The sequence below is a fragment of the Paenibacillus sp. FW104-T2 genome, assembly GCF_058789975.1.
The window spans coordinates 31,280-54,230 of sequence record NZ_JBYTCE010000010.1 but is presented as its reverse complement, the minus strand read 5'-3'; the positions used below and the strand labels follow the sequence as shown (position 1 = coordinate 54,230).

The 22,951-nt window shown below is 47.5% G+C and carries 21 protein-coding genes and 1 riboswitch; all 21 genes read right to left on the bottom strand.

Annotated elements, in window-relative coordinates; translation table 11 throughout:
* Positions 1 to 2,952: collagen-like repeat preface domain-containing protein (locus AC3WQ3_RS14345; RefSeq protein WP_492472594.1), on the bottom strand; the 2,952-nt coding region annotated here is incomplete at its 3' end.
* Between the two features lie 199 nt (positions 2,953 to 3,151).
* Positions 3,152 to 4,549 carry an ATP-binding protein gene (locus AC3WQ3_RS14340; protein WP_492472593.1) on the bottom strand — a complete coding sequence of 466 codons (1,398 nt, stop codon included), beginning with the start codon at positions 4,547 to 4,549 and terminating at the stop codon, positions 3,152 to 3,154.
* Between the two features lie 55 nt (positions 4,550 to 4,604).
* Positions 4,605 to 5,321: a response regulator transcription factor gene (locus tag AC3WQ3_RS14335; RefSeq protein ID WP_017687664.1), complete on the bottom strand. Its 717-nt coding sequence runs from the start codon at positions 5,319 to 5,321 to the stop codon at positions 4,605 to 4,607.
* A gap of 142 nt (positions 5,322 to 5,463) precedes the next feature.
* Positions 5,464 to 6,726, bottom strand: a complete 1,263-nt coding sequence (gene ccsA, locus AC3WQ3_RS14330) for a cytochrome c biogenesis protein CcsA (protein WP_492472592.1) — start codon at positions 6,724 to 6,726, stop codon at positions 5,464 to 5,466.
* Complete coding sequence (gene resB, locus AC3WQ3_RS14325; protein ID WP_492472591.1) at positions 6,723 to 8,396, bottom strand: cytochrome c biogenesis protein ResB; 1,674 nt, start codon at positions 8,394 to 8,396, stop codon at positions 6,723 to 6,725. Before resB ends, ccsA begins: the two co-directional genes overlap by 4 nt.
* A 14-nt stretch (positions 8,397 to 8,410) precedes the next feature.
* Entirely contained in the window at positions 8,411 to 8,938 is a 528-nt protein-coding gene (locus tag AC3WQ3_RS14320) for a redoxin domain-containing protein (RefSeq protein ID WP_336780719.1), read from the bottom strand.
* Positions 8,939 to 9,070: 132 nt separating this feature from the next.
* Complete coding sequence (locus tag AC3WQ3_RS14315; protein ID WP_095290531.1) at positions 9,071 to 9,820, bottom strand: pseudouridine synthase; 750 nt, start codon at positions 9,818 to 9,820, stop codon at positions 9,071 to 9,073.
* A gap of 230 nt (positions 9,821 to 10,050) precedes the next feature.
* Positions 10,051 to 10,869 (bottom strand): S1 family peptidase, encoded by an 819-nt coding sequence (locus AC3WQ3_RS14310; RefSeq protein ID WP_492472590.1) that lies wholly within the window; start codon positions 10,867 to 10,869, stop codon positions 10,051 to 10,053.
* A gap of 66 nt (positions 10,870 to 10,935) precedes the next feature.
* On the bottom strand, positions 10,936 to 11,469 hold the full coding sequence (locus AC3WQ3_RS14305; RefSeq protein WP_336780717.1) for a spore maturation protein: 534 nt from the start codon (positions 11,467 to 11,469) through the stop codon (positions 10,936 to 10,938).
* A gap of 7 nt (positions 11,470 to 11,476) precedes the next feature.
* Positions 11,477 to 12,082, bottom strand: coding sequence for a nucleoside recognition domain-containing protein (locus AC3WQ3_RS14300; RefSeq protein WP_492472668.1), 606 nt, complete (start codon positions 12,080 to 12,082; stop codon positions 11,477 to 11,479).
* A 96-nt stretch (positions 12,083 to 12,178) separates the two neighbouring features.
* Positions 12,179 to 13,366, bottom strand: a complete 1,188-nt coding sequence (locus AC3WQ3_RS14295) for a D-alanyl-D-alanine carboxypeptidase family protein (RefSeq protein ID WP_492472589.1) — start codon at positions 13,364 to 13,366, stop codon at positions 12,179 to 12,181.
* Between the two features lie 131 nt (positions 13,367 to 13,497).
* Positions 13,498 to 13,983, bottom strand: a complete 486-nt coding sequence (gene ytfJ / locus AC3WQ3_RS14290) for a GerW family sporulation protein (RefSeq protein ID WP_095359243.1) — start codon at positions 13,981 to 13,983, stop codon at positions 13,498 to 13,500.
* 157 nt (positions 13,984 to 14,140) lie between these two features.
* A complete protein-coding gene (locus AC3WQ3_RS14285) occupies positions 14,141 to 14,878 on the bottom strand; it encodes a DUF2953 domain-containing protein (RefSeq protein WP_492472588.1) in 738 nt (245 codons plus the stop codon).
* A 192-nt stretch (positions 14,879 to 15,070) separates the two neighbouring features.
* Positions 15,071 to 15,736: an SMC-Scp complex subunit ScpB gene (gene scpB / locus AC3WQ3_RS14280; protein WP_492472587.1), complete on the bottom strand. Its 666-nt coding sequence runs from the start codon at positions 15,734 to 15,736 to the stop codon at positions 15,071 to 15,073.
* A complete protein-coding gene (locus AC3WQ3_RS14275; protein WP_095290518.1) occupies positions 15,705 to 16,505 on the bottom strand; it encodes a segregation and condensation protein A in 801 nt (266 codons plus the stop codon). The genes scpB and AC3WQ3_RS14275 overlap by 32 nt, the downstream gene beginning before the upstream one ends.
* Before the next feature lie 102 nt (positions 16,506 to 16,607).
* Positions 16,608 to 17,075, bottom strand: a complete 468-nt coding sequence (ribH, locus tag AC3WQ3_RS14270) for a 6,7-dimethyl-8-ribityllumazine synthase (RefSeq protein WP_095290516.1) — start codon at positions 17,073 to 17,075, stop codon at positions 16,608 to 16,610.
* 87 nt (positions 17,076 to 17,162) lie between these two features.
* Positions 17,163 to 18,401 carry a bifunctional 3,4-dihydroxy-2-butanone-4-phosphate synthase/GTP cyclohydrolase II gene (locus tag AC3WQ3_RS14265; protein WP_127537963.1) on the bottom strand — a complete coding sequence of 413 codons (1,239 nt, stop codon included), beginning with the start codon at positions 18,399 to 18,401 and terminating at the stop codon, positions 17,163 to 17,165.
* Between the two features lie 39 nt (positions 18,402 to 18,440).
* A complete protein-coding gene (gene ribE / locus AC3WQ3_RS14260) occupies positions 18,441 to 19,109 on the bottom strand; it encodes a riboflavin synthase (RefSeq protein WP_095290513.1) in 669 nt (222 codons plus the stop codon).
* Positions 19,110 to 19,155: 46 nt separating this feature from the next.
* Entirely contained in the window at positions 19,156 to 20,259 is a 1,104-nt protein-coding gene (gene ribD, locus AC3WQ3_RS14255; RefSeq protein WP_492472586.1) for a bifunctional diaminohydroxyphosphoribosylaminopyrimidine deaminase/5-amino-6-(5-phosphoribosylamino)uracil reductase RibD, read from the bottom strand.
* A 361-nt stretch (positions 20,260 to 20,620) separates the two neighbouring features.
* Positions 20,621 to 20,785, bottom strand: a riboswitch (FMN riboswitch).
* Between the two features lie 155 nt (positions 20,786 to 20,940).
* Complete coding sequence (locus AC3WQ3_RS14250; RefSeq protein WP_095290511.1) at positions 20,941 to 21,372, bottom strand: peptidylprolyl isomerase; 432 nt, start codon at positions 21,370 to 21,372, stop codon at positions 20,941 to 20,943.
* Between the two features lie 214 nt (positions 21,373 to 21,586).
* A complete protein-coding gene (gene lysA, locus AC3WQ3_RS14245) occupies positions 21,587 to 22,918 on the bottom strand; it encodes a diaminopimelate decarboxylase (protein ID WP_153979219.1) in 1,332 nt (443 codons plus the stop codon).
* Positions 22,919 to 22,951: the final 33 nt, after the last annotated feature.

Genomic DNA, 22,951 nt, shown 5'->3' with positions numbered 1-22,951 from the left:
GACCCCAGTCAATCCAGTAACTCCAGTAACTCCTGTCGCCCCTGCTCCCGCCAATAACGTATAGTCTGGGGATGTCCCCGGTGTTCCCGTTGGGGCTGCAACATTCGTAATATACGTGCTGCCGTTAAACGTAACTACCTGACCTGCTGGATATGTTGGTGCCACCGCCGGATCGAATGATACTACTCCGCTCAAACCGATACCCGTTGCACCCGTTATCCCCGTGATCCCTGTTGCTCCAGTTTCACCTGTAACTCCAGTTACTCCGGTCACACCTGTTGCCCCAGCTCCTGCCAACAACGTGTAGTCTACAGATGTGCCCGGTGTCCCAGTCGGTCCGGCAACATTGGCAATATACGTACTTCCGTTAAACGTAACCACTTGACCCGCCGGATACGTTGGAGCCACGGCTGGATCGAATGGTACCACTCCGCTCAAACCAATACCCGTTGCTCCCGTGATTCCTGTGGCTCCTGTTACGCCGGTTACCCCAGTTTCGCCTGTACCTCCGGTTGCTCCAGTTAATCCGGTAACACCTGTTGCACCAGCTCCTGCCAACAATGTGTAGTCTGCAGATGTGCCCGGTGTCCCAGCCGGTCCGGCAACATTCGCAATATACGTACTTCCGTTGAACGTAACTACCTGACCTGCTGGATATGTTGGTGCCACCGCCGGATCGAATGATACTACTCCGCTCAAACCGATACCCGTTGCTCCCGTCACCCCCGTGATCCCTGTTGCTCCAGTTTCACCTGTAACTCCAGTTACTCCGGTGAAACCTGTTGCCCCAGCTCCCGCCAACAACGTGTAGTCTGCAGATGTGCCCGGTGTCCCAGCCGGTCCGGCAACATTGGCAATATACGTACTTCCGTTGTACGTAACCACTTGACCTGCCGGGTACGTTGGAGCCACAGCCGGATCAAATGGTACTACTCCACTCAAACCGATTCCTGTTGCACCCGTGATCCCTGTTGCCCCAGTTATACCAGTGTCTCCGGTAATACCTGTGACCCCAGTCAATCCAGTAACTCCTGTCGCCCCTGCTCCCGCCAATAACGTGTAGTCCGGAGACGTTCCTGGTGTTCCTGTTGGGGATGCAACAGTAGCAATATACGTACTTCCATTAAACGTGACCACCTGACCTGCTGGATATGTTGGCGCAACGGCCGGATCAAATGGCAAGATCCCGCTTAATCCTACTCCTGTCGATCCTGTTGGACCTGTAGCTCCCGGACTTCCTGTGCTTCCTGTTATACTCACACCCGTTGCTCCAGTAACTCCTGTCGCCCCTGCTCCCGCCAATAACGTGTAGTCCGGAGACGTTCCTGGTGTTCCCGTTGGGGATGCAGCAGTAGCGATATACGTACTTCCGTTGAACGTGACTACTTGACCGGCGGGATATGTCGGAGCAACGGCTGGATCAAATGGCAAAATCCCGCTTAGTCCTACTCCTGTCGATCCTGTTGGACCTGTAGCTCCGGGATTTCCTGTACTTCCTGTTATACTTACGCCTGTTGCACCAGTAACTCCTGTAGCTCCTGCTCCTGCCAACAACGTGTAGTCTGGAGATGTCCCTGGTGTCCCCGTTGGGGATGCAACAGTGACGATATACGTACTACCATTAAAAGTAACGATCTGACCGGCTGGATATGTCGGGGCAACGGCCGGATCAAACGGCAAAACGCCAGTTAAACCTATTCCTGTTGCTCCCGTTGGACCCGCTGAACCAGTAGGTCCGGCACCCGCAAGCAATGTATAATCTGGAGAGGTATTTGGCGTTCCAGTCGGAGATGCCACATTCGTAATATAAGTACTGCCGTTAAACGTAACCACCTGACCTGAAGGATATGCCGGAGCCGCAGCAGGGTCAAATGGCACCGATCCTTCCAAACCTACGCCTGTTGCTCCAGTCGTGCCAGTTACTCCTGCACTCGCAAGCAATGTATAATCCGGAGAGGTATTTGGCGTTCCAGTCGGAGATGCCACATTCGTAATATATGTTCCACCTGCATAGGTTACAATTTGCCCGGAAGCATACGACGGAGCAAGCGCAGGATCAAAAGGAACGATGCCTGTTAATCCTGCACCTGTTGCTCCCGTAGCACCAGTTGTTCCACCCGATAACAATAATGTAAAATCTGGCGAAGTTCCCGGGATACCCGTTGGGCTATTTACATTAGCTGCATATAAATTCCCATCATAACTGACAACTTGGCCTTGAGAATAACTTGGACCTTGTGTTGGATCATATGGCGTTACATTATCAAACCCTGCTCCCGTTGGTCCTGCTGGACCCTGAGCACCTTGTGGTCCAGCGGGACCAATCGGACCTACTGGACCTGCTGGGCCTGCTGGGCCTACTGGACCTGCTGGACCCGCTAAGCCCGCCTCTCCAGGAGGCCCTGCCGGCCCCTGTACTCCAGGCACACCGGGCACTCCGGGTACTCCGGGCACCCCCGGTGGACCAGCAGGTCCGGTTATCCCGGACGAACCAATTCCTATGGTTGAACGGCTAAGTGATATAGACGTATTCCGAATCAATCCTACAAGCTTATCTTTCTCTGGCGGGGGTACCTCAAGCAACAAAGTCACACTCAACAGATCATCAAGCAGGTTCTGCAGATTGCCAGACAAGTTGACTAACGCAACAGGTACGACCTCTGAAGCTGCAATGGTTAATTCCAATACAGCTTGAAGCTCGGCTTTTACGCCAGCACGAAAACCTGACTCGTTCACAAAAGTAAGTACATTCCGTAATCCTGACTGCAGCGCAAGTATGTTAGCAGATGTAGGCTGACTAACTGCAGCGGGGATGGTGATTGCCAACGATTGAAGTAACGTTTCAAATTGCTCCTGCTCACCTGTTGTTATAGGAATGAAGGGCGATCCCGCCCTGAACGATCTACCTTCCAAAAAAGCTTTGATATTTACCCGTTTACGCCTATCGGACATGCTTTATCCAATCCTCCTTTAACTACCTTGTTTTTCAAGCTTATGTCACGTTGGAGGGAAAATTATCTTGGACAATAGAATTGTTTCGTTAATTTATCAACTTTTATATGTTCCACGTTGAACAAGATTAAACGGTACACTTCAACAAAAAAACACCCTCCTCAGGAGGGTGTTTCCACAATTTTCGTATGAAATCCGGCTATTTCGGGGAATTCACCGGAAATTGTAATATAAACTCTGTACCTTCGCCAAGCGTACTGTTCACATGAATGATACCATGATGTGCATCAACGATATTTTTCACGATCGCCAGACCCAGTCCAGTACCCACACTTTCTCCACGAACCCGAGCCTTATCCGCTTTGTAGAATCTTTCAAAGATAAATGGCAGATCGGAAGTAGGGATACCTGCACCCTCATCCTTAATCGACACTTTAGCCATGGACGTTCGATGATCTCCAGCCAATGTGGCCGCAATAATGACATTTTTGTCGGGAGGTGTATGACGAAATGCATTATCAAGCAGATTGGTAAATACCTGCTCAAGACGATCCTCATCAGCCTGCTGAAGCATAATGCTTGACTGACTACATTCAAAATGAAGCCGGATATCCTGTTCTTTGGAGCGTACGGAGAATTTCCGATACACCCGTTCCAGAAGTTCCACCAAATCGACTTCCTTCATCGCCATATCCGTATGCCCCGCTTCCATCCGGGCCAGATCCAGCAGATCCTTAACCAGTCTGCCCATCCGTAGGGATTCATCATGAATGACCTGAATCAATTCTTCACTTTCCTCGGGTGAAGCTGCCATGCCATCCAGAAGAGCTTCACTGTAACCTTGCATCATGGATAACGGCGTTCGTATTTCATGAGACACGTTGGCGACGAAATCACGACGCATTTTCTCCAAACGAACCTCTTCAGTCACATCACGCAAAACGGCAACCGCACCTCGAACAACACTATCTGCATATAGAGGTGTCATCTGAACAGACCACACTCCCTGCTGAACATGCACATTCGAGCTCTGATCGCCGCCATGCTCCATAACCAGTTTGAACAAAGGAATCAGTGGTTCGGGAACTTCCCGTGAAGACACACCCCCATTGTTTACTTCCTGCCCCTCTTCGTCCTGTGCCCAATCCAGGTTACACCAAGCCTGCATGATCTTTTCCCCTGGAGGATTCGTCAGAATAACCTTACCTTCACCATCAAAAGTAACAACGGCATCCGTCATGCTACGAAGCACACTCGCCAAATGCTCCTTTTCATGGTTCAGGTTCCGAATGTTGTCCTCCAGTTGAGCCGCCATGTGATTGAATGTGTTAGCCAGTTCACCAATCTCGTCGCTAGTCACGAGAGAGAGCCTAGTCCCATAATTTCCTTTGCGAATTGCGTTGGCTGCCTGAATCAGCTGCTGCATCGGCTGAGTGATCTTCGTGAACAAAAAGAGGGCGAAGAATGTCGTTAAACTGAACCCGATGATACAGACATACGTGAACAGGCGCTTGATGTCCCTGGACTCCGATTCCGCAAAGTTCGTATCGATATACGGTAGCAAAAAAAGACCCAGCGCGATGAGCACACAGCCCACGAGACATATAATCGTAATCCATAACTTCCCGACCAGTGATCTCCAGAAATTGAAACTATTTCGGTACTTCCAGTTTATAACCCACACCCCAAACTGTCGTAATCATAGCCGCCGATTCAGGCGACACCTTGTTCAGCTTTTCACGAAGACGCTTGACGTGTGTATCCACGGTGCGGAGATCACCGAAAAACTCATAATTCCAAACATCCTTGAGCAATTCCTCTCTGGAGAACACTTTGTCCGGAGAGGTCGCCAGGTAATGTAATAACTCATACTCTTTTGGTGTAAGACTTATCTCTTCCCCACCTGCAGTTACCCGATGAGCGTCATGCTCAATAACCAGATGAGGGAATACGATATTGTTGCTTGAGTTACTTTCTTTGGACAGATATGCAGTTGCCGAAGAACGACGCAGGATTGCCTTCACCCGATAAATCACTTCACGTGGGCTGAAAGGCTTCACCACATAGTCATCTGCGCCTACTTCAAATCCTTGAACACGGTTAATTTCTTCACCTTTTGCAGTAAGCATTAATACCGGAGTCGATTTCACCTGACGAAGACGAGTGCACACTTCTACACCATCCATGCCAGGCAGCATAACATCGAGCAAAATCAGGCCATAATCTCCAGCTGTTGCTTTTCGCAATGCTGTCTCGCCGTCTTCCGCTTCATCAATTTCATATCCTTCTTTTTCAAGATACATTTTCAAAAGTCTGCGGATCCGTTCCTCATCGTCCACGACCAGTATCCGGTTCTCATGTTCTGCCATTCCACTCCAGCCCCTTTGCAATAACTCCAATCACTTCTATTATGTTCGATCTGGCGAACAATATTTGAATGCCCACTTTTAATGCAGGGGCAATGCATGGTTTCATGGATTTTTCTCCAATACTTTAGCGAAACTGCCTATCCTAGTCGGATCCTGCATAAGAGTGCAGTCCGGCAATGATCAAGTTCACACCTACCAGGGTAAACATGACAACAAGGAATCCGAGCACGGCAAGCCAAGCAGATTTTCGGCCCTGCCACCCTTTGGATAAACGCAAATGCAGGTACACACTATAATAAAGCCATGTAATCAATGCCCACACTTCTTTGGGATCCCAGCCCCAGAAACGGCTCCAGGCAATCTGAGCCCAAATCATGGCAAAAATTAATGCCCCTAATGTAAATATCGGAAAACCGATGGCGATTGCACGATAACTGATTTCATCCAAATCATCAGCATCAATGCCGTCCAGCATAGGTTGCAGAGCTTGTCCGAGCGGTCTTCTTACGATTAATCGTATAATTCCGTAGAGAATCAAACCTACAATCAATGACCAGACTACCGTATTCAATTTGCGTCCGGCGTTAACTCCGTTCATCCAGGATGGCGTCTCAAGTAGAGGTTCCTTCATCCCAAGAAACGGTGTCATACTCTCCACTTCACTCTGATAAGGTGCAAAAATTGGAGGCATGCGATAAATCACTTTCTCTATTGTACTATCTTCCTGTACCTCTGTGTCAATGCTGGCCGTTTTCTGGACAAAAACCGTCTCGTACCCCGTCGCACGAAAGGCAAATACGGTTCCAATAAACCCGATTACAACGACAATCGTAACGAAGGTAAACTCCACCCAGCCGCGCTGACGTCTGGACGATTTGTCTTTCCCACTGAAATCAACGGTACGGAGCAAATACATGAAGCCTGCTGCAAACCCAACCGCGAAGAAGGCTTCACCTAGAGCAGCAAGCGTTACATGGATTTTAAGCCAAATCGATTGCAATGCGGGGATTAAAGGCTGTACTTCCTGTGGGAATACGGCGGCGTATGCCATAATAATAATGGTAAGTGGTAATGCAAACAGTCCAAGCAATGATTTTCGATAGATGGCATATACCACAATAAATGCGACCATGATCATCATGGATAAAAAAGTCATGAACTCATACATGTTACTGACAGGAATATGGCCTGCTCCAGCCCAGCGCGTAAAAAAGAAAACGAAATGCGCCGCGAGTGCAACGATCGAAGCGATAAATGCTCTTTTCCCCCATCTGGCTACATGAGCCAGAGGATCTCGATTACTCCACTTCTTGCCCATAACAGCAATAGCATATAACAAAAATGCAGCACAATAGAGAAAAAAAGATACAATAAATGCGTCGCTGCTGAAATCCAATAAACTCATCCTTGGTTCCCCCCGTTATCCAACGACTTCTCATCCACTTCAAGATTCATCTGTTTTAACACGGCTGATACTTCACGCCTGAAGCCAAACCAGTTTTTGTTGGTGTGTCCTCCCAGCGTGAGCTGACCATCATCAATTCGGATCCAGATACGACGGTGATGCCAGTAGAAGCCCATGACCAATCCCAACATCACAATTCCGGCTCCAACCCAGACAAATGGCATGGCCTTATCTACACGTATATTCAGATAACTTACGGATTGGATAATATCAACCTTATCCATGCTGTCCACTTCAAGCTGCAGAGGAATTTCTCCCCCTATCAGCTGCTGGTTTATTGAATCCTGTCTAAAACGCTGTTTATCCACCTGTTTTGCGAAATAAAGATATTGAATCCCTTCTTCAGGCAGCTCCGGGCCTTTAATTACAAATAAAAAGGCTGGAGCATTAGGTGAAGGGGACAAGGATTTGGGCTGACCGTTTTCATCAAGTCCAAAATCCATAAACTTGTCTTTTACGGTAAGTGAATATGGACCTACCTCGAAGGAGCGCTCTGTATCGACCATGTCAATCTGGAATGAACCGTACTTCTCCCCCGTTTTGGCATCGACCAAATCAGGAGTTACAGAGCGAATGGTAGGTGTAAGATCGTAATCGAACTGATACGCTTTCAACCCATGATAGTTTAATGGATGATTCACCTTTACATCATGACGGGCAACCTCATTTAATTGAGGCTTCTTGGATAGATCCGAGCAATCGGCGGTGCACTCATACAACACGACTTTGGTTTCGAACAGTTTTGGAACAATTTTGTTCAAATTTCGAAACTGCTCGGGAACTTCCTCTTCACTGTAAAATTCAACATTGAACTGTTCGTTTTTTAAGTACATAGAGGTATTAGGGATTTTCTTAATCTCGCCTTCCGGAAAGGCAACATGCTCGTCCAGATTAAGTCCGGGAAGGCCACGGGCCAACACAGCCAGAAGAAAAATAATTAAACCAATGTGAATAACATAGGGTCCCCACCGGGCGAATCGTTGCTTCTCGGCCAGCAGCGCACTTCCCTCTGTATGCACTCGATATCCCTTCTTTTTAAGCGGCGTAACCGCTTTCGTAATCCATTCTTCTGCCCCCTCTTCAATGGGACCTTGATATACCAGACGCTGCCTCGTTAGAAACTGCATGTGTTTACGGATTTTTTGCTTGTTGAGTGCCTTATAGAGCGGAAGCACCCGGTCTAAACTGCATATGACGAGTGAAGCCCCGATCATAACAAGCAATAGGATGAACCACCAGGATTCGTATGTATGGGACAGACCCAGCAGGTAATAGATATGGCCCAACTGTCCATAGGTTTCTTTGTAATACACAGATGGATCAATGTTGAGAAACGTACTCTCTTGAGGGTAGATGGTTCCCAACATGGACCCTACAAGGGTAAATACAATCAGATAGACCGCAATCTTCACGGATGAAAAAAAGTTCCACACACGATCAATGATATTCGGGTTGCTGCGCTGCGAACGACGGGCCCTGCCATCATAGCGCATTTCCAGAACTTCTTTCGATTTAGCCTCAGCTTCGAGCAGCGGTTTACCACATGCTTCACAGAGTACGGTACCGACCGGGTTCTGATGTCCACATTCACATTTGGTATTCTGGAACACGACTAGACCTCCTGTCAGGGCTGCTTCGCCAGTTGTGAAATTTGAGCGTCAAGCGTATCCAAATCAAGTTGACCGATATGAATGGTAGAGATTTTGCCCGTATTCGATACGAAAAAGGTTGTAGGCATCGGCGAGATTCCGAAATCCCGAATCGAAGTTTTGTCCTGGTCGAGCATAATCGGAAAATTGACGCCCACCTGACGAACAAAATTATCCACGGTCATCTGATCTTCTCCAGCATTAATGCCGATAAATTGAACACCCTGATCTTTCCACTTGTCTGCTTGAGCTTGAAGCGCTGGCATCTCTTTCACACAGGGCTCACACCAAGTGCCCCAAAAATTGATCACCATGGCCTTACCTTCATATTCTTCAGACGTATGCACTTGACCATCCAGGCCCAGCAATTCAAAAGAAGGAGCCTTGTCCCCTTCTTTCGGCTTGCCATTCGAGCCGGATACCGATGTGGTGATCGCATATCCGCCCAACACCAGGATCAATAACAAAATGACGATTTGCACCGTTCTTCTTGATTTCCCCATGTGCTGCTCCCCTTTGCAGTGACTGATTCGTAATTGTTCATCGTCTCTCCCAACTGTGAACATCCTATGAACAATTATAGCGAATTTCGTCACAAAACTGCGGCGGTTTTATGAAAATTATGTGTCCTCAGATTACCTTTTTTTCATTTTTTTGGCGGGTTCCGATTTTGCGAGTGTAATCAGGTTATTGACTTCCTCTTTCGTTAAATTACGAGTTAGTCCCCGTTTCAGGTTTTGCAGCAAAATACCTCCAAATGAAATCCGTTTCAAGCGAGTTACTGGGTGGTTAATCGCCTCAAACATACGTCTTACCTGGCGGTTACGACCTTCGTAGATGGTAATGGAAATGACAGCTTCATTGTTAGCTGTGTCCACATCCTTGTACTCCACCTCTGCCGGAGCCGTCATCCCGTCATCCAGCATAATGCCTGTCTTTAATTTCTCCAGGGCAGTACCATGCGGAACGCCTTTGACCGTTGCCAGGTACGTTTTGGGTACATGGTGTTTTGGGTGCGTCAGCAAGTGAGCGAACTCACCATCATTGGTCAAAATGAGCAGACCCTCTGTGTCGTAGTCCAGTCGTCCCACCGGATATACACGTTCTTTGACACCTTTAAGATAGTCGGATACAATTTTCCGTCCTTCCGGGTCAGATGCACTCGTGATCACACCTTTGGGCTTGTTCAACATCAAGTACACTTTCTTTTCACTGCGAATCGGTTTTCCATTAACCGTAATCATATCCTCTTCGGGGTTCGCTTTTGTACCCAGTTCGGTTACGACCTCCCCGTTAACTTCCACTTTGCCGGACAGGATCAGTTCCTCGCTCTTACGGCGAGATGCAATACCTGCCTGTGCGATAATTTTTTGTAATCTTTCCATGTTTGTCATGTCACCTCACACTAATGATACCCATCAAGGCGGGAAATCACAAGGATAATCCAAGGAAAATGTAAACAGGAGGCGATAATGCCCTTTTTCAGCCACGATCTCGTGCATATTTAATTAAAAAAGGCCCATCTTCCCATTTCCTGCACCATGACAGGAACTACGAAGATGAGCATGTTTAGTTTTGTGAATATGTATATTCACTTGACGTTAACGACGAAGAATTAACTGGTTACCTTGCCTGCGACAGCAATCTGTTTCTTGGCAGGTGATGTGGTTTCTTTGATGAAAGACTGCAATGTTTTCGACGTAATATAATAGGTTTTTCCGCCATATACAAATGTCATCATACCAATGACCCGATTATTCTGATCGAGTACTGGCCCTCCGGAATTGCCTTGTGCCATGGCTTTCACAATACTGCCAATTCCCTTTTTGCCCGGCACATCCGAAGCTTGGCTGCTGTATACCCGGCTTTTGGCAATCGTATTATAGGTTGAAGGAAACTCTTCGTCCAGCAGCACCAGATCACCGGCAGGATTCTTCGGAAATCCAATCGTATATACAATCTGGTTATCCCTCGCGCTTGCAAACGTAACCGGCTCAGCATCCATATCCTTGTCCAGCTTCAGCAAGGCCATATCAGTTACGGGGTCTGTCTTGATAATCTTTGCTTTAATGGGGCGTTCCAAGTGACCTGGACTCGCTACGGTTAACGTACCTTCGTCTCCATCCATTAGTTCAGCAAACTCCTGAACGACATGGTAGTTGGTCAGAACCTCATCCTTGGAAATCAGTATGGAAGTTCCCACGTCATAGTACACCATATCCGGCTCATCCTGCTTGACCAGACGAACGTTCACCACAGGGAATGAATCTGCAGTAACCGCCATTTGTGCACGCAGTTGTTTGTCAAAGTAACCTGTAAAATGAATCGTATTGACCGCCTGAGCAGCCGCCATGCCTGTCTGTCCAGCAAGCAAAGAAACAGCAATGATGCTTGACATACCTAAGCGGAGCATTTGTTTTATCCTTTTATGCATGTGTCACTCTCCTCCTCCGCTATCATTCTAGCATATCTAGTATATCGGAAGGAGAGTCGTTATATTTTAACCAAAGACAATCAAACAAATAGCCAGAGCAGCAATAAATCCGACCAGGTCAGAGAACAATCCGACTTTGAGTGCATATCGGCCATTTCGTATGCCAACGGCTCCAAAATATACCGTCAGTACATATAAGGTTGTATCTGTGCTCCCTTGGATTGTGGAAGCCATACGTCCGATCATAGAATCCGGGCCATATGTTTTGATTAAATCCGTTGTAAAAGCAAGAGAGCCTGTCCCGGTTAACGGACGTAATATGCCGAGTGGCAGTACTTCTCCGGGAACGCCCATCCAGGATACAAGCGGAGCGAACAGACTGATAACATAATCCAGTGCGCCTGAAGCCCGGAAAACACTGATTGCTACCATCATTCCCACCAGATGCGGGATAATGGTGATCGCCGTGGAAAATCCATCTTTTGCTCCATCAACAAAGGATTCATATACCGGAACTTTTTTAGTAAACGCATATAAGGGAACGAACGCGATAATAACCGGAATGGCCCAGACGGAAATCCAGTTGATGAAGGTTAACATGATGGATTCATCCTTTCATGCTGGAATTACCGCTCTTTACAACACGTGGCGGTCTGTTTAAGGTCCTGTTCCTATACCAGCGATCTGCCAAAATGGCGGCGAGCGTGGCAATAATCGTTGCCATCAGCGTGGTGCCCACAATCTCTGTTGCATTGGCTGAATGGTAGTTCAAACGAATGGCGATAAGGGTGGTCGGGATAATGGTTATACTTGCCGTATTTAGTGCGAGCAATGTACACATTGCAGGGGAAGCTGTTTGTTTATCGGGATTCAGCTCCTGCAGCTGCTGCATGGCCTTGATTCCCATTGGCGTTGCCGCATTGCCGAGACCAAGCAGATTAGCGCTCATGTTGGACAAAATATAACCCATAGCTGGATGATTTCGGGGCACATCAGGAAACAAAAAGGCAACGACTGGACCCAGCAGTTTGGCTATTTTGCCAAGCAATCCCGCATCTTCTGCCATTTTCATCATCCCCATCCAGAACACAAGCACACTTATTAATCCAAAACACACGGTTACACCCGTTGCTGCCCCATCAAAAGCAGCCTGGGTAACGACTTCAATATTTCCTTTCGCGGCTGCAAAACCAAACCCGACAACAATCATCATAAGCCAGATTACGTTAATCAAGACGTTAAAACCTCCTCTGGAAGCACAATACATCATGCTGTACCACATGAATGACGTACTCATGCTTCCTGATGATTATGGAGATAACAAATGACTCAGCACCGCCCGCCATGCAGTTACCCAGGTTGAAACTTTACCGATCTCGCCAAGAGCTGCGTCATCTGACTTCGGCTCAGGTGGAATGTAGCTGCCTTTGCGATACACCGGGATTGAACCAATAAACTCCCCTTTGAGCTCCAGATCAATGCGCCCAGCGAGGCCGAAGGATGGATCCAGTTGCTCCTCATTCTTTTCGCCTCTTGTCTCTGCTGGATTGGTCGTTAACACCAGCCTTTTGGTTACGCCCGACTTCTCACTCTCCGCAAGTGGATACGTAAATCCACGCCCCGTAATAACATCCGTGTTAGCCACTGGCTGCTCTTTTTGAGCAATCTCCACCAAAGGGAAATTCTCAAATCCAAAATCAAGCATGCGCGCATGATCATTCCAGTCATTTCCATCATTTAACGTGACAGCAGCCAGCTGCTGACCATTCCGGGTTGCGGAGCTAACCAGGCACCTAAACGCCTTTTTGGTATATCCGGTTTTCACCCCATCAGCGCCTTCATACAATCGCAGCATTTTATTTTTGTTGTGCCAGGAGTACTCCCAACTCTCATTCGGATTAGGCGCTGATTTGTCCTCGGTAGCAACGATTCGTTTAAAAACAGGATTGTGCAGTGCATAAGCCGTTAAACGGGCCAAGTCATTGGCTGTGGAATAGTGTCCATCTGCATCAAGACCGTGTGGATTCATAAAATGGGAATGCTTAAGTCCAATTTCCTCTGCCTTTTGGTTCATTAACAGGACGAAGCCTTCTTCTGATCCACCAACATGCTCTGCGATAGCAGAAGCCGCGTCATTCCCTGACCTCAGCATTAAACCGTATAACATGTTTTCCAGTGTCATTTCTTCTCCCAATTTGAGATAAAGGGATGACCCTTCCTTGGCAAAAGCAGTTGAGGATACTTTTACTTTGTCATCAAGTTTCCCTTGTTCGATGGCGACAATGGCTGTCATGATTTTGGTCAAACTGGCAATGCGCAGTTCCTTATCCCCGTCCTTGCTGTATAGGATTCTTCCAGAAGTCACATCAATGAGCGCTGCGCTCTGCGCATGGGTTGATGGGCCAGGGATCGTTCCTTGTGCTTCAGCAACCTGTATGAAAGGCAGAAGCAGCAATGGTACAAGCAAACTAATCATTACTTTCTTAAACATTCGCATCAATTCATTCCTCCGGGTCACTGGAATCTTGTACTAACTTATGTTCGGACAACCTAAAGTATGTCCCATCTTTCCAAACAGCAAAAATCCCTCTCACAAAGATCTGTGATAAGGGATCCAGATAAAACGGCTTAGCTGTAAGTGGTATGATCTGGTGTAACACGTACGCCAGAGTCATCATTCTGCGAAGTATTACGCTGGAACATCCCCTGTATTCTGTCAAGAACATAAGGTGTAGAATCAATGAGTTTCTCAAACAGATGAGTGGAGTTGTCCAGTGGCACGATGTGCACGCCTTGTTTTCCAACAACAAGGAAGGCAATCGGACGGATGGATACGCCGCCACCACTACCTCCACCGAATGGTGAAGCAACGTTGGCTGAATGAGCACTCTCAGTCTTTGCACCAGGAACGGAGCTGCCTTCTTTGCTCTTTCCATCATTCACATGAAAATCGCTGCCTCCAGCGGCGAATCCAAAACCGACTTTACTGATCGGCAGAATAACCGTGCCGTCTGGTGTTTCGACCGCATCGCCAACAATGGTATTAACATCCACCATGGCCTTGATATTCTCCATTGCGGTTTCCATTAAGCCTTGAATTGGATGATCTGACATCTTGAATTCCCTCCAGTTTCAATTTAAACTAGGTTTGATCTAACCATATCATCCCCAAACTTGATCAGACTATGTAAGTCTCAGTGCAGAACAAGCAAGGAAACAGCACCCAACATTCTTGGAGGACTCATCAAACAAAAGCAACCGAAATAGCATGTTACTGGGTTTGCCCGCGTTCAACCTTGCTGTTTTTTAATTTTTGCTTATGTCTGCGCCGTTGTTCCCGCAGTATTCTCAGCCACATTCGCCATCCGCCATCCACTTCAAGAACCCGTGTCATCAGCCTCACTCCTGCGAGCATAACCGCCGTAATGCGAATTCTCATTCTGCAGTTCAGCTCGGTTTGAAACTCCATTTCATCTTCCCAAACGGGAACCACTTCAAGCATGGGCGGACGTTTAAATTGAATCTGATACGACAAAAAACCGATGATAATCGACTTGATGCTCCATACCCAGCCCGTAAGAATAGCGGTGTGCGCTGCATCTCCGATACCTATTCGGGTTGACCAGGACAGCTGGGTCATATGTACACGGCTTAGCGTTTGTTGAACCCAAATTTTAAGCGCATCCGTAGCCCTCATCATGATTTTTACTTCTTTTGCCCACTTTTGGACTTTACGTTTGTTGACACGCTCGTGACCCTCGGCTTCTCCGTGCTTATGGTTCACATGCTGTTCGGTTTTTACCAAAAAACCTTCTTTCATATTACGAAAGACGATGCTTGGTATTTCATAGTTAATTCGCACAATACCGTAAAGGAGACGAACATTAATCCGAGCGTAATCATCACTTTTATGTTTACGGAACGTAAAATGCACATGAACATTCGAGATGAGAACAGCGGCAAGCAGCAGTGCGGCGAACAAGCCGATTCCTCCAAGCCAAATCCACACAGGCCTTACCTCCAAGCCCTCAATTCTTTACACGTCTAGTATGACACTCTATATAGGAAATAATTCACGGCTGACCTGAAAATTCCATTCATAGTTGAAATTCCCCACGTTTGCTAAGGGTTCATGGTATGCAAAAAAACCGCCACCTTATCAGGCACCGGTTTATTACTGTTTCCTATGGACAATTCGAGCTTACGAGTCCAGATCCTCGTCATGAACCTCATAATTGTTATCCATATTTTCATGGTCAAACTCATTCTGATCCGTGCTTCCCGAGTCCACCTGTTGTCCATCCAGCTTGTTGAACAGCATCTGTGTCTCTTCTTCCAGATTCTCAGAATCTTCAAACAAACCCGGTTCAGGAAGATCTTTAAGTGAAGCAAGTCCAAAATAGTCAAGAAACGATTTGGTTGTTCCGTACAATATAGGTCGTCCAATCGCCTCAGCTCGTCCTACTTCTTCAATTAAATCCTTATTGACCAGTGTATGGATGGCCCGTTCGGATTTCACACCGCGAATCTCTTCGATCTCGACCCGTGTAATGGGCTGACGATACGCCACAATGGCTAGTGTTTCAAGTGCAGCCTGAGATAATGAGGTCCGTGCAGGAGAGTAAGCCAGCTTTTCAAAGTACGCAGCATGCTCCGGCAGCGTTCCCAACTGGACCACTCCCGCAATTTTGAGAATTTGAACGCCTCGCCCCTGGTTCATGAAGTCAGCGATCATTTCCTCTACGGCATCTGATACCAGTTCTACCCGCTGATCCACGATCTCGGCAATTTGTTTGATGCTTAGACCTTCCTCTCCGGACAAAAAGAGCAGCCCCTCAATAATCGACTTCAATTTCGGAAAATCCATGATTCCTTGCTTCCCCTCTCCACTCCATAACGATATCCTCAAACATCCGCTCCTGGTAACAGACAATCTGTTTCATCTTCATCAGTTCCAGTACAGCCAAAAATGTGACTACAATTTCATGCCGGTAAATCTGATCATCCAGCAGTTTGGAAAATAACAGCCTTCCTCCCGGTCCCATACTCTCCAGAGCTCCAACGACATCACGTATACGATCCTTCACCGAGATCTCATCGCGCTGAATTCGTGTAACCGTTGTACGCTTCTCTGCCTTGCGCAGTGCCTTCTGAAAAGCGGCAATCAGATCCGAAGTATGCAATCCCTCTACCGGATTTGATTGGGTCTCCACAGGCATATACGGCCTCAGGTCCTCAGGCTCTTTGGAGAAGATAAGGCTCCGTTCCCATTCCCGCTCATGCAGATGACGGGCTATTCCTTTGTATTTGCGATATTCTATCAGACGTGCAATCAGCTCCGCACGTGGATCATAATCTTCTTCTTCCATATAATCATAATCCTCAAAGTCTTCAATCACCGGTGGTTTGGGCAGTAAAAGTTTGCTCTTGATGGACAGAAGCGTTGCTGCCATTACCAAAAACTCACTCGTAATATCCAGCTCCAATTCCTGCATCGAATGCAGATACGCCATATATTGATCGGTAATATCGCTGATGGGAATATCCTGGATATGAATTTCTGCCTTATCGATCAGATGAAGCAGCAGATCCAAAGGCCCTTCAAAAGTTTCCAGTTTATATGTAACTACCGTCACTAGACGAATCCTCCCGCCAGAAAAATACAAAACCCCGCTAAGCCGCCGAATCCGGTCTCCCGAATTCGTCTGCGCAGAGCAGGGCACTACATTAAATAAGCACTATTTTAGCTGTTTCGTCAAGTTCGCCATTTCAATTGCAGCCGTGGCAGCATCCCAACCTTTGTTACCAGCCTTCGTACCAGCACGTTCAATCGCCTGTTCAATATTCTCCGTTGTAACCAGACCAAAGATCGTTGGCACGCCAGTTTTGAGGTTAATAGCCGCCACTCCTTTTGCCATTTCATTGCACACATAATCATAATGTGTCGTTGAGCCACGAATAACCGTTCCCAGTGTAATGACAGCGTCATATTTGCCGCTCTCCGCCATTTTCTGTGCAATCAGCGGGATTTCGAATGCTCCTGGAACCCAGGCTACGTCGACTTCACTGTCCTGCACCCCGTGACGTTTGAACGCATCGAGTGCTCCGCTGAGCAATTTGCTTGTAATAAATTCATTAAAACGTCCTACAACCACTCCATATTTTAAACCTTCCGATACCAAATGTCCTTCAAAAAAGTTCGGCATTTAAGTCATCTCCTCTAATGTATAATGTAATGTAATTAACCGATTTGTGAGCATTTATTTTTCCATAAATTACATGAGAAAAAAGATTTAATTTTTCTCTTCGTTCTGTTCGATATCATCGAACTTCAACATATGCCCCAGCTTCGCCTGCTTGGTATGCAGGTAAAGCGTATTATCCTCGTTCTCTTCCATCTGGATGGGAACACGCTCCACCACTTCAAGACCATAACCTTCAAGGCCTTTGATTTTGCGGGGATTATTCGTTAACAGACGAATTTGGCGAACGCCGAGATCCTTCAGAATCTGTGCACCAATACCATAATCACGCAGATCAGCGGCAAACCCCAGTTTCAGGTTGGCATCTACAGTGTCCAGACCTTCCTCCTGCAGCTTATAGGCTTTGAGTTTGTTAATCAGTCCAATGCCCCGGCCTTCCTGTCTCATATAGAGCAGAACGCCATTGCCTTCATCATGAATCTGTTTGAGTGCTGCATCGAATTGCGGTCCGCAGTCACAGCGATGGGAGTGGAATACGTCGCCTGTAAGACATTCGGAGTGAACACGAACCAATACGGGCTTGGAAGAGTCGATTTCACCTTTGACCAAGGCTACATGCTCTTTGTTGTCCACTGCATTCGTATAGGCCACTGCTTGAAACTCGCCAAAATCCGTAGGCATGCGGACAGCCACTTCACGTTGAACCAGCTGTTCCTTCTCATTACGGTAACGGATCATGTCCTGAATACTAATCAGTTTCAGGTCATGCTTGCGGGCAATCTCCTGCAGATCAGGCAGTCTCGCCATCGTGCCATCTTCCTTGATGACCTCACAGATCACACCAGCCGGATAGGAACCGCACATGATCGCCAGATCAACAGCAGCTTCCGTGTGCCCGGCGCGGCGGAGCACTCCTCCGTCTTTGGCAATGAGCGGGAACATATGCCCCGGCTTGCGGAAATCACTGCTTTTGGCTTCCGGATCAATTAGACCCTTCACCGTAATGGATCGTTCATGTGCAGATATGCCTGTTGTTGTATCCTTGTGATCCACGGAAACTGTAAATGCCGTTCCATGGAAGTCCGTATTTTGCTGAACCATCGGTTTCAGATTGAGCTCATCCGCACGCTGCTGCGTAATGGGAACACAGACCAGACCTCTGCCCTCGGTAATCATGAAGTTGATGACTTCAGGTGTAGCCTTCTCTGCCAGCGCAATAAAGTCCCCTTCATTCTCCCGATCCTCATCATCCACAACAATGACGGGTTTGCCGCGCATCAAATCGTATATCGCTTCCTCTATGGGATCTAATATGGATTGATCTGACATAAGTTCCCCTCCAGTCTCTCTTTGTAATGGTTATGCTCCTTATGCAAAGCCATGGTTGGCCAAAAACTCTTCACTGATGCTTTTCGGTTTGCCAGCACCCGTTTCGGGATGCCCTTTGCCGTAATGGAGCAGATGGTCCACATATTTCCCCAAAATGTCACATTCAATGTTGATGGTATCCCCCGGCTTTTTCACCTGAAGCACCGTTTCTCCAATGGTATGGGGAATAATCGATACGGTAAACGAGGCTTCTGTCGTCTTCACCACGGTGAGACTAATGCCATCGAGGGTTACCGAACCCTTTGGAATTAAATATTTGAACAGTTCGTGGTCGTCAGGTTTGATCTCAAAAACAACCGCATTCTGATCACGTGTGATCCCGCCAATGACTCCCGTACCATCTACGTGTCCTTGTACGATGTGGCCACCAAAACGCCCACCCGACTGCATCGCCCGTTCCAGGTTCACTTTACTGCCCGATTGCAGCTGACTCAGATTGGTATGACGGTAGGTTTCAGGCATGACATCTGCGGTAAACCCTCCGCTTTCCAGCGTCGTTGCCGTAAGACATACTCCGTTTACAGATACACTGTCACCAATCTTCAGATCGTCCATGATGGCGGAAGCTCCGATATTCAGGACCAATGCTTCGCCTTTTCGACCGATACGCCGAATCTGACCGACCTCTTCCACCAAACCGGTAAACATGCTGCCGCCTCCTTATGCTTATATCTTGCCTTGCTTATTCGATCCGTTATTCAGGCCAGACAGGGATTCCGCCAATACTGATATTATCTCCAACTTGCTCAATTTCCAGCTGATTCAATTGAATGGCCTGACTCATGCGCTCCACCCCTTCAAATCGGAAGCTTCCCGGTGTGTCGTATCCGCCCACAATCTTTGGAGCGATAAACATCAACAGCCGATCGACCAATTTGGCTTCCAGCATGGCACCATTCAATGTGCCTCCACCTTCAAGCAGGATGGAGCCGATTTCCCGTTCTCCCAGCTTGCTAAGCGCACTCAGCAAATCCACACGTGGTCCAGGACCACAGCGAATAATTTCAACACCGTAGGCTTCTAGACGTTCGGCCGCCTCAGGGCTCGCCTCATCGGTCGTAAGTACCCATGTCGGTGCTAGTCCATCCTTGACCATCTTGGCCCCAACCGGGAGACGCAGCTTCGAATCGACAACAATTCGCACAGGACTGATCCCTTCCACTTGGAGGCGGGTGGTCAGCTCCGGATTGTCTGCAATAACCGTATCTACACCAACCATGATGCCCTGATGACGATGGCGAAGTACATGTACGATTTCCCGTGCGGGTTCGTTGGAGATCCATTTGCTGTCTCCGCTGCGGGTTGCAATTTTACCATCCAGCGTGGATGCCGTTTTTAAGGTGACAAACGGCAAACCGGTGGTAATGTACTTAATGAATTTTTCATTCAGACGTCTTCCGCGCTCACGCAGAACGCCAACTTCAACCTCAATGCCTTGTTGACGCAGCATACTGATTCCTCTGCCGGATACCTGCGGATTTGGATCCTCACAACACACCACGACACGATTCACTTTCTCGTGAATCAAACGTTCGCTGCATGGCGGCGTCTTGCCATAGTGGCTGCACGGCTCCAACGTAACATAGACCGTACTGCCCTCAGCATCGCTGCCAGCCATATTCAATGCGTGTACCTCCGCATGGCCCGTACCCCGCTTGAGATGACTTCCCAGACCTACAACCCGGCCTTCTTTTACAACAACACATCCGACGACAGGGTTAATCCCCGTTTGCCCTTGTGCACGTTCTGCCATATCCAACGCAAGCCCCATATAAAATTCATCATTGATTATTTCCAAGTCCGGTCACCCCACGGTTAGAATCTTAGATTATAGGCCTCCCATCGAGCAGAGAGGCGGTTATACCATATCCAAATAAAAAATCCCCACTCGAACTATCGTTCGGGTAGGGATGATGAGAGACATGTGTCACCAGCAGGATGTCGTTGATACGATTGCCAACAGCACTCCGCCATAATTCCATTTCAGGCAAGTGAAAGCAAACACATACCTAAAGATCACAATTACAGGTAAAGAGCTTCTATGATGTGGCATATGTATGGAAACCGCCGGATAACCGACATTCCCTGCACAGAAATAAAACCTCGTCTCATGCTGTGCAGCAACGCATCTGCGGAATGCAGTCCAATTAGGGCTGCATCCTCTCCTTCTCCCATCCAGACTATACTGTCGGTTCTGGAATTGCACCAGATCAGCCATCTGCCACAGGCAGACAGGTCACGGACTTTGCAACAGTGCTGGATAAATATCCTCACACAGGTGCATCACCGCCGGTAGGGAATTGCACCCTGCCCTGAAGGATCGCTTTCGTTATTAATTGGATGTTAGCACTTTAACGCCGAAAAATCAATTGTTTTTTGTTCCTTTTTGTCACATACTAACTTTTAATAAGCAAAAGGATATAAAAAAACCGCTTCGTCTTATCAACGAAACGGCCATTTTTATCGATTAAGAAAACGATTAAACTTCTACGACTTCAACAGTTTCCATTTTGTCGCGACCTTCGAAAGCATCTACGAACTCCATACCTTTGGTTACTTTACCAAATACGGTATGTTGCCCATCCAGATGCGGCTGTGGCTGGTAGCAGATGTAGAACTGGCTTCCACCTGTGTTACGGCCTGCATGTGCCATTGCAAGTGTTCCGCGCTCATGTTTGTTCGGGTTGATCTCACAGTTGATTGTGTATCCTGGGCCACCTGCACCCGTTCCGTTAGGGCATCCGCCTTGTGCGACGAAGCCTGGAATTACGCGGTGGAATACAAGACCGTTGTAGAAGCCGGAGTTAGCCAGTTTCTCAAAGTTTGCCACTGTGTTTGGAGCTTCTTGATCGAACAGGTCGATTAGAACTTCTCCGCCGTTTGCCATTTTGATTTTCGCTTGTTTCGCCATATGTAAATGACTCCTTTCGTATTGACCATCGTTAGTGGTGCCATCCTGCATGACCCTGGGCCAAGCTCTATAGCACTTTTCTTAGTGTACACCGAAATGAGTCCAACCGCAAAATAAACCGCATTTTTTTTCAAAAATGTTGGGTCTAAAGGCAAAAAAAAGACAAAAAGGAATGTTCCTTTTTGTCTTTTTTACTATTTAGTATTTCTTAACATTAACGGGTTACAGGCTGTTTAGCGATACGCTCAGGCACGAGGTCATTCTGAATGATGTCCTGGTACGTTTCGCGACGTACAACAACATCACCTTGGCCGTCTTTAACAAACACGACTGCCGGACGGCGAATTCGGTTATAGTTGCTTGCCATGGAGTAGTTGTACGCACCTGTGCAGGCAACGGCAAGCAGATCCCCGCTCTGAACTTTAGGCAGGTCCAGATCCCAGATCAACATATCGCCGCTCTCGCAGCATTTGCCGGCAATCGACACGGTCTCCTGAGCAGACTCATTAGCGCGGTTGGCGAGTACAGCTTCATATTTGGATTCATACAGTGCTGGACGCGGGTTGTCCGTCATCCCGCCATCAACTGCAACATATTTGCGTACACCAGGGATATCTTTGCTCGTACCAACGGTGTACAGTGTCGTACCTGCTTCACCAACAATACTGCGGCCTGGTTCTACCCAGATTTCCGGAACGTCATATCCAATTTGGGCAAAGTGATTTTTAACAGCATCCGTGATGGCTTTTACATACTGAGCCACTTCAAGCGGAGTATCCCCTTCTGTATAGCGGATACCGAATCCACCGCCCAGGTTAACCACTTTGAACGCTACGTTAATACGCTCATATACACTCGCAGCGAATTCAGCTACACGCTGAATCGCCATTTGGAAACCTTCCACCTCAAAGATTTGAGAACCGATGTGGGAGTGCACACCCAGCAATACCAGGTTGGACTGTTTGGAAGCGAGTTCAATCGCTTCAAATGCCGTTCCGTTACCGATATCGAATCCAAATTTCGAATCCGTTTGACCTGTGGAAATATATTCATGCGTATGCGCCTCAACACCAGGCGTCACACGAAGCAGGATGTTCACTTGACGATTCTTCTCTGCGGCTACAGCCTGCAGCAAGTGTAATTCATTGAAGTTATCCACAACGAAGCAGCCGATCTCGGCATCAAGTGCCATTTCGATCTCTTCCAATGTTTTGTTATTGCCGTGGAAATGAATGCGTTCAGCAGGGAATCCTGCTTGCAGTGCTGTAAACAGTTCACCGTCCGAAACCACATCCAGTGAGAGCCCTTCTTCCGCAGCCAGAGCACACATCGCCATTACGCAAAACGCTTTGCTTGCATATGCGACTTGGAAACCCAGCCCAGATGCACGGAATGCATCCATGTATTCTCTGCAGCGGTCGCGAACCAATTGCTCGTCCACAACATACAGTGGTGTTCCAAATTGTTCTTTCAAGTCCGTTGCATCTACTCCGCCAATTTCCAGATGGCCTTGAGCATTTATTTTACTTGTACCATGTAAATACATAATCAGCATTCCTCACTTTTTTATATACTGGAA

Excerpts from the sequence above, each read along its gene's own strand:
- AC3WQ3_RS14335 (WP_017687664.1), bottom strand. The coding sequence starts at position 5,321 with ATGGCAGAACATGAGAACCGGATACTGGTCGTGGACGATGAGGAACGG.
- ccsA (WP_492472592.1), bottom strand. The coding sequence starts at position 6,726 with ATGAGTTTATTGGATTTCAGCAGCGACGCATTTATTGTATCTTTTTTT.
- AC3WQ3_RS14320 (WP_336780719.1), bottom strand. The coding sequence starts at position 8,938 with ATGGGGAAATCAAGAAGAACGGTGCAAATCGTCATTTTGTTATTGATC.
- AC3WQ3_RS14315 (WP_095290531.1), bottom strand. The coding sequence starts at position 9,820 with ATGGAAAGATTACAAAAAATTATCGCACAGGCAGGTATTGCATCTCGC.
- AC3WQ3_RS14310 (WP_492472590.1), bottom strand. The coding sequence starts at position 10,869 with ATGCATAAAAGGATAAAACAAATGCTCCGCTTAGGTATGTCAAGCATC.
- AC3WQ3_RS14305 (WP_336780717.1), bottom strand. The coding sequence starts at position 11,469 with ATGTTAACCTTCATCAACTGGATTTCCGTCTGGGCCATTCCGGTTATT.
- AC3WQ3_RS14300 (WP_492472668.1), bottom strand. The coding sequence starts at position 12,082 with ATGATGATTGTTGTCGGGTTTGGTTTTGCAGCCGCGAAAGGAAATATT.
- AC3WQ3_RS14295 (WP_492472589.1), bottom strand. The coding sequence starts at position 13,366 with ATGCGAATGTTTAAGAAAGTAATGATTAGTTTGCTTGTACCATTGCTG.
- ytfJ (WP_095359243.1), bottom strand. The coding sequence starts at position 13,983 with ATGTCAGATCATCCAATTCAAGGCTTAATGGAAACCGCAATGGAGAAT.
- scpB (WP_492472587.1), bottom strand. The coding sequence starts at position 15,736 with ATGGATTTTCCGAAATTGAAGTCGATTATTGAGGGGCTGCTCTTTTTG.
- ribH (WP_095290516.1), bottom strand. The coding sequence starts at position 17,075 with ATGCCGAACTTTTTTGAAGGACATTTGGTATCGGAAGGTTTAAAATAT.
- AC3WQ3_RS14265 (WP_127537963.1), bottom strand. The coding sequence starts at position 18,401 with ATGTCAGATCAATCCATATTAGATCCCATAGAGGAAGCGATATACGAT.
- ribE (WP_095290513.1), bottom strand. The coding sequence starts at position 19,109 with ATGTTTACCGGTTTGGTGGAAGAGGTCGGTCAGATTCGGCGTATCGGT.
- AC3WQ3_RS14250 (WP_095290511.1), bottom strand. The coding sequence starts at position 21,372 with ATGGCGAAACAAGCGAAAATCAAAATGGCAAACGGCGGAGAAGTTCTA.
- lysA (WP_153979219.1), bottom strand. The coding sequence starts at position 22,918 with ATGTATTTACATGGTACAAGTAAAATAAATGCTCAAGGCCATCTGGAA.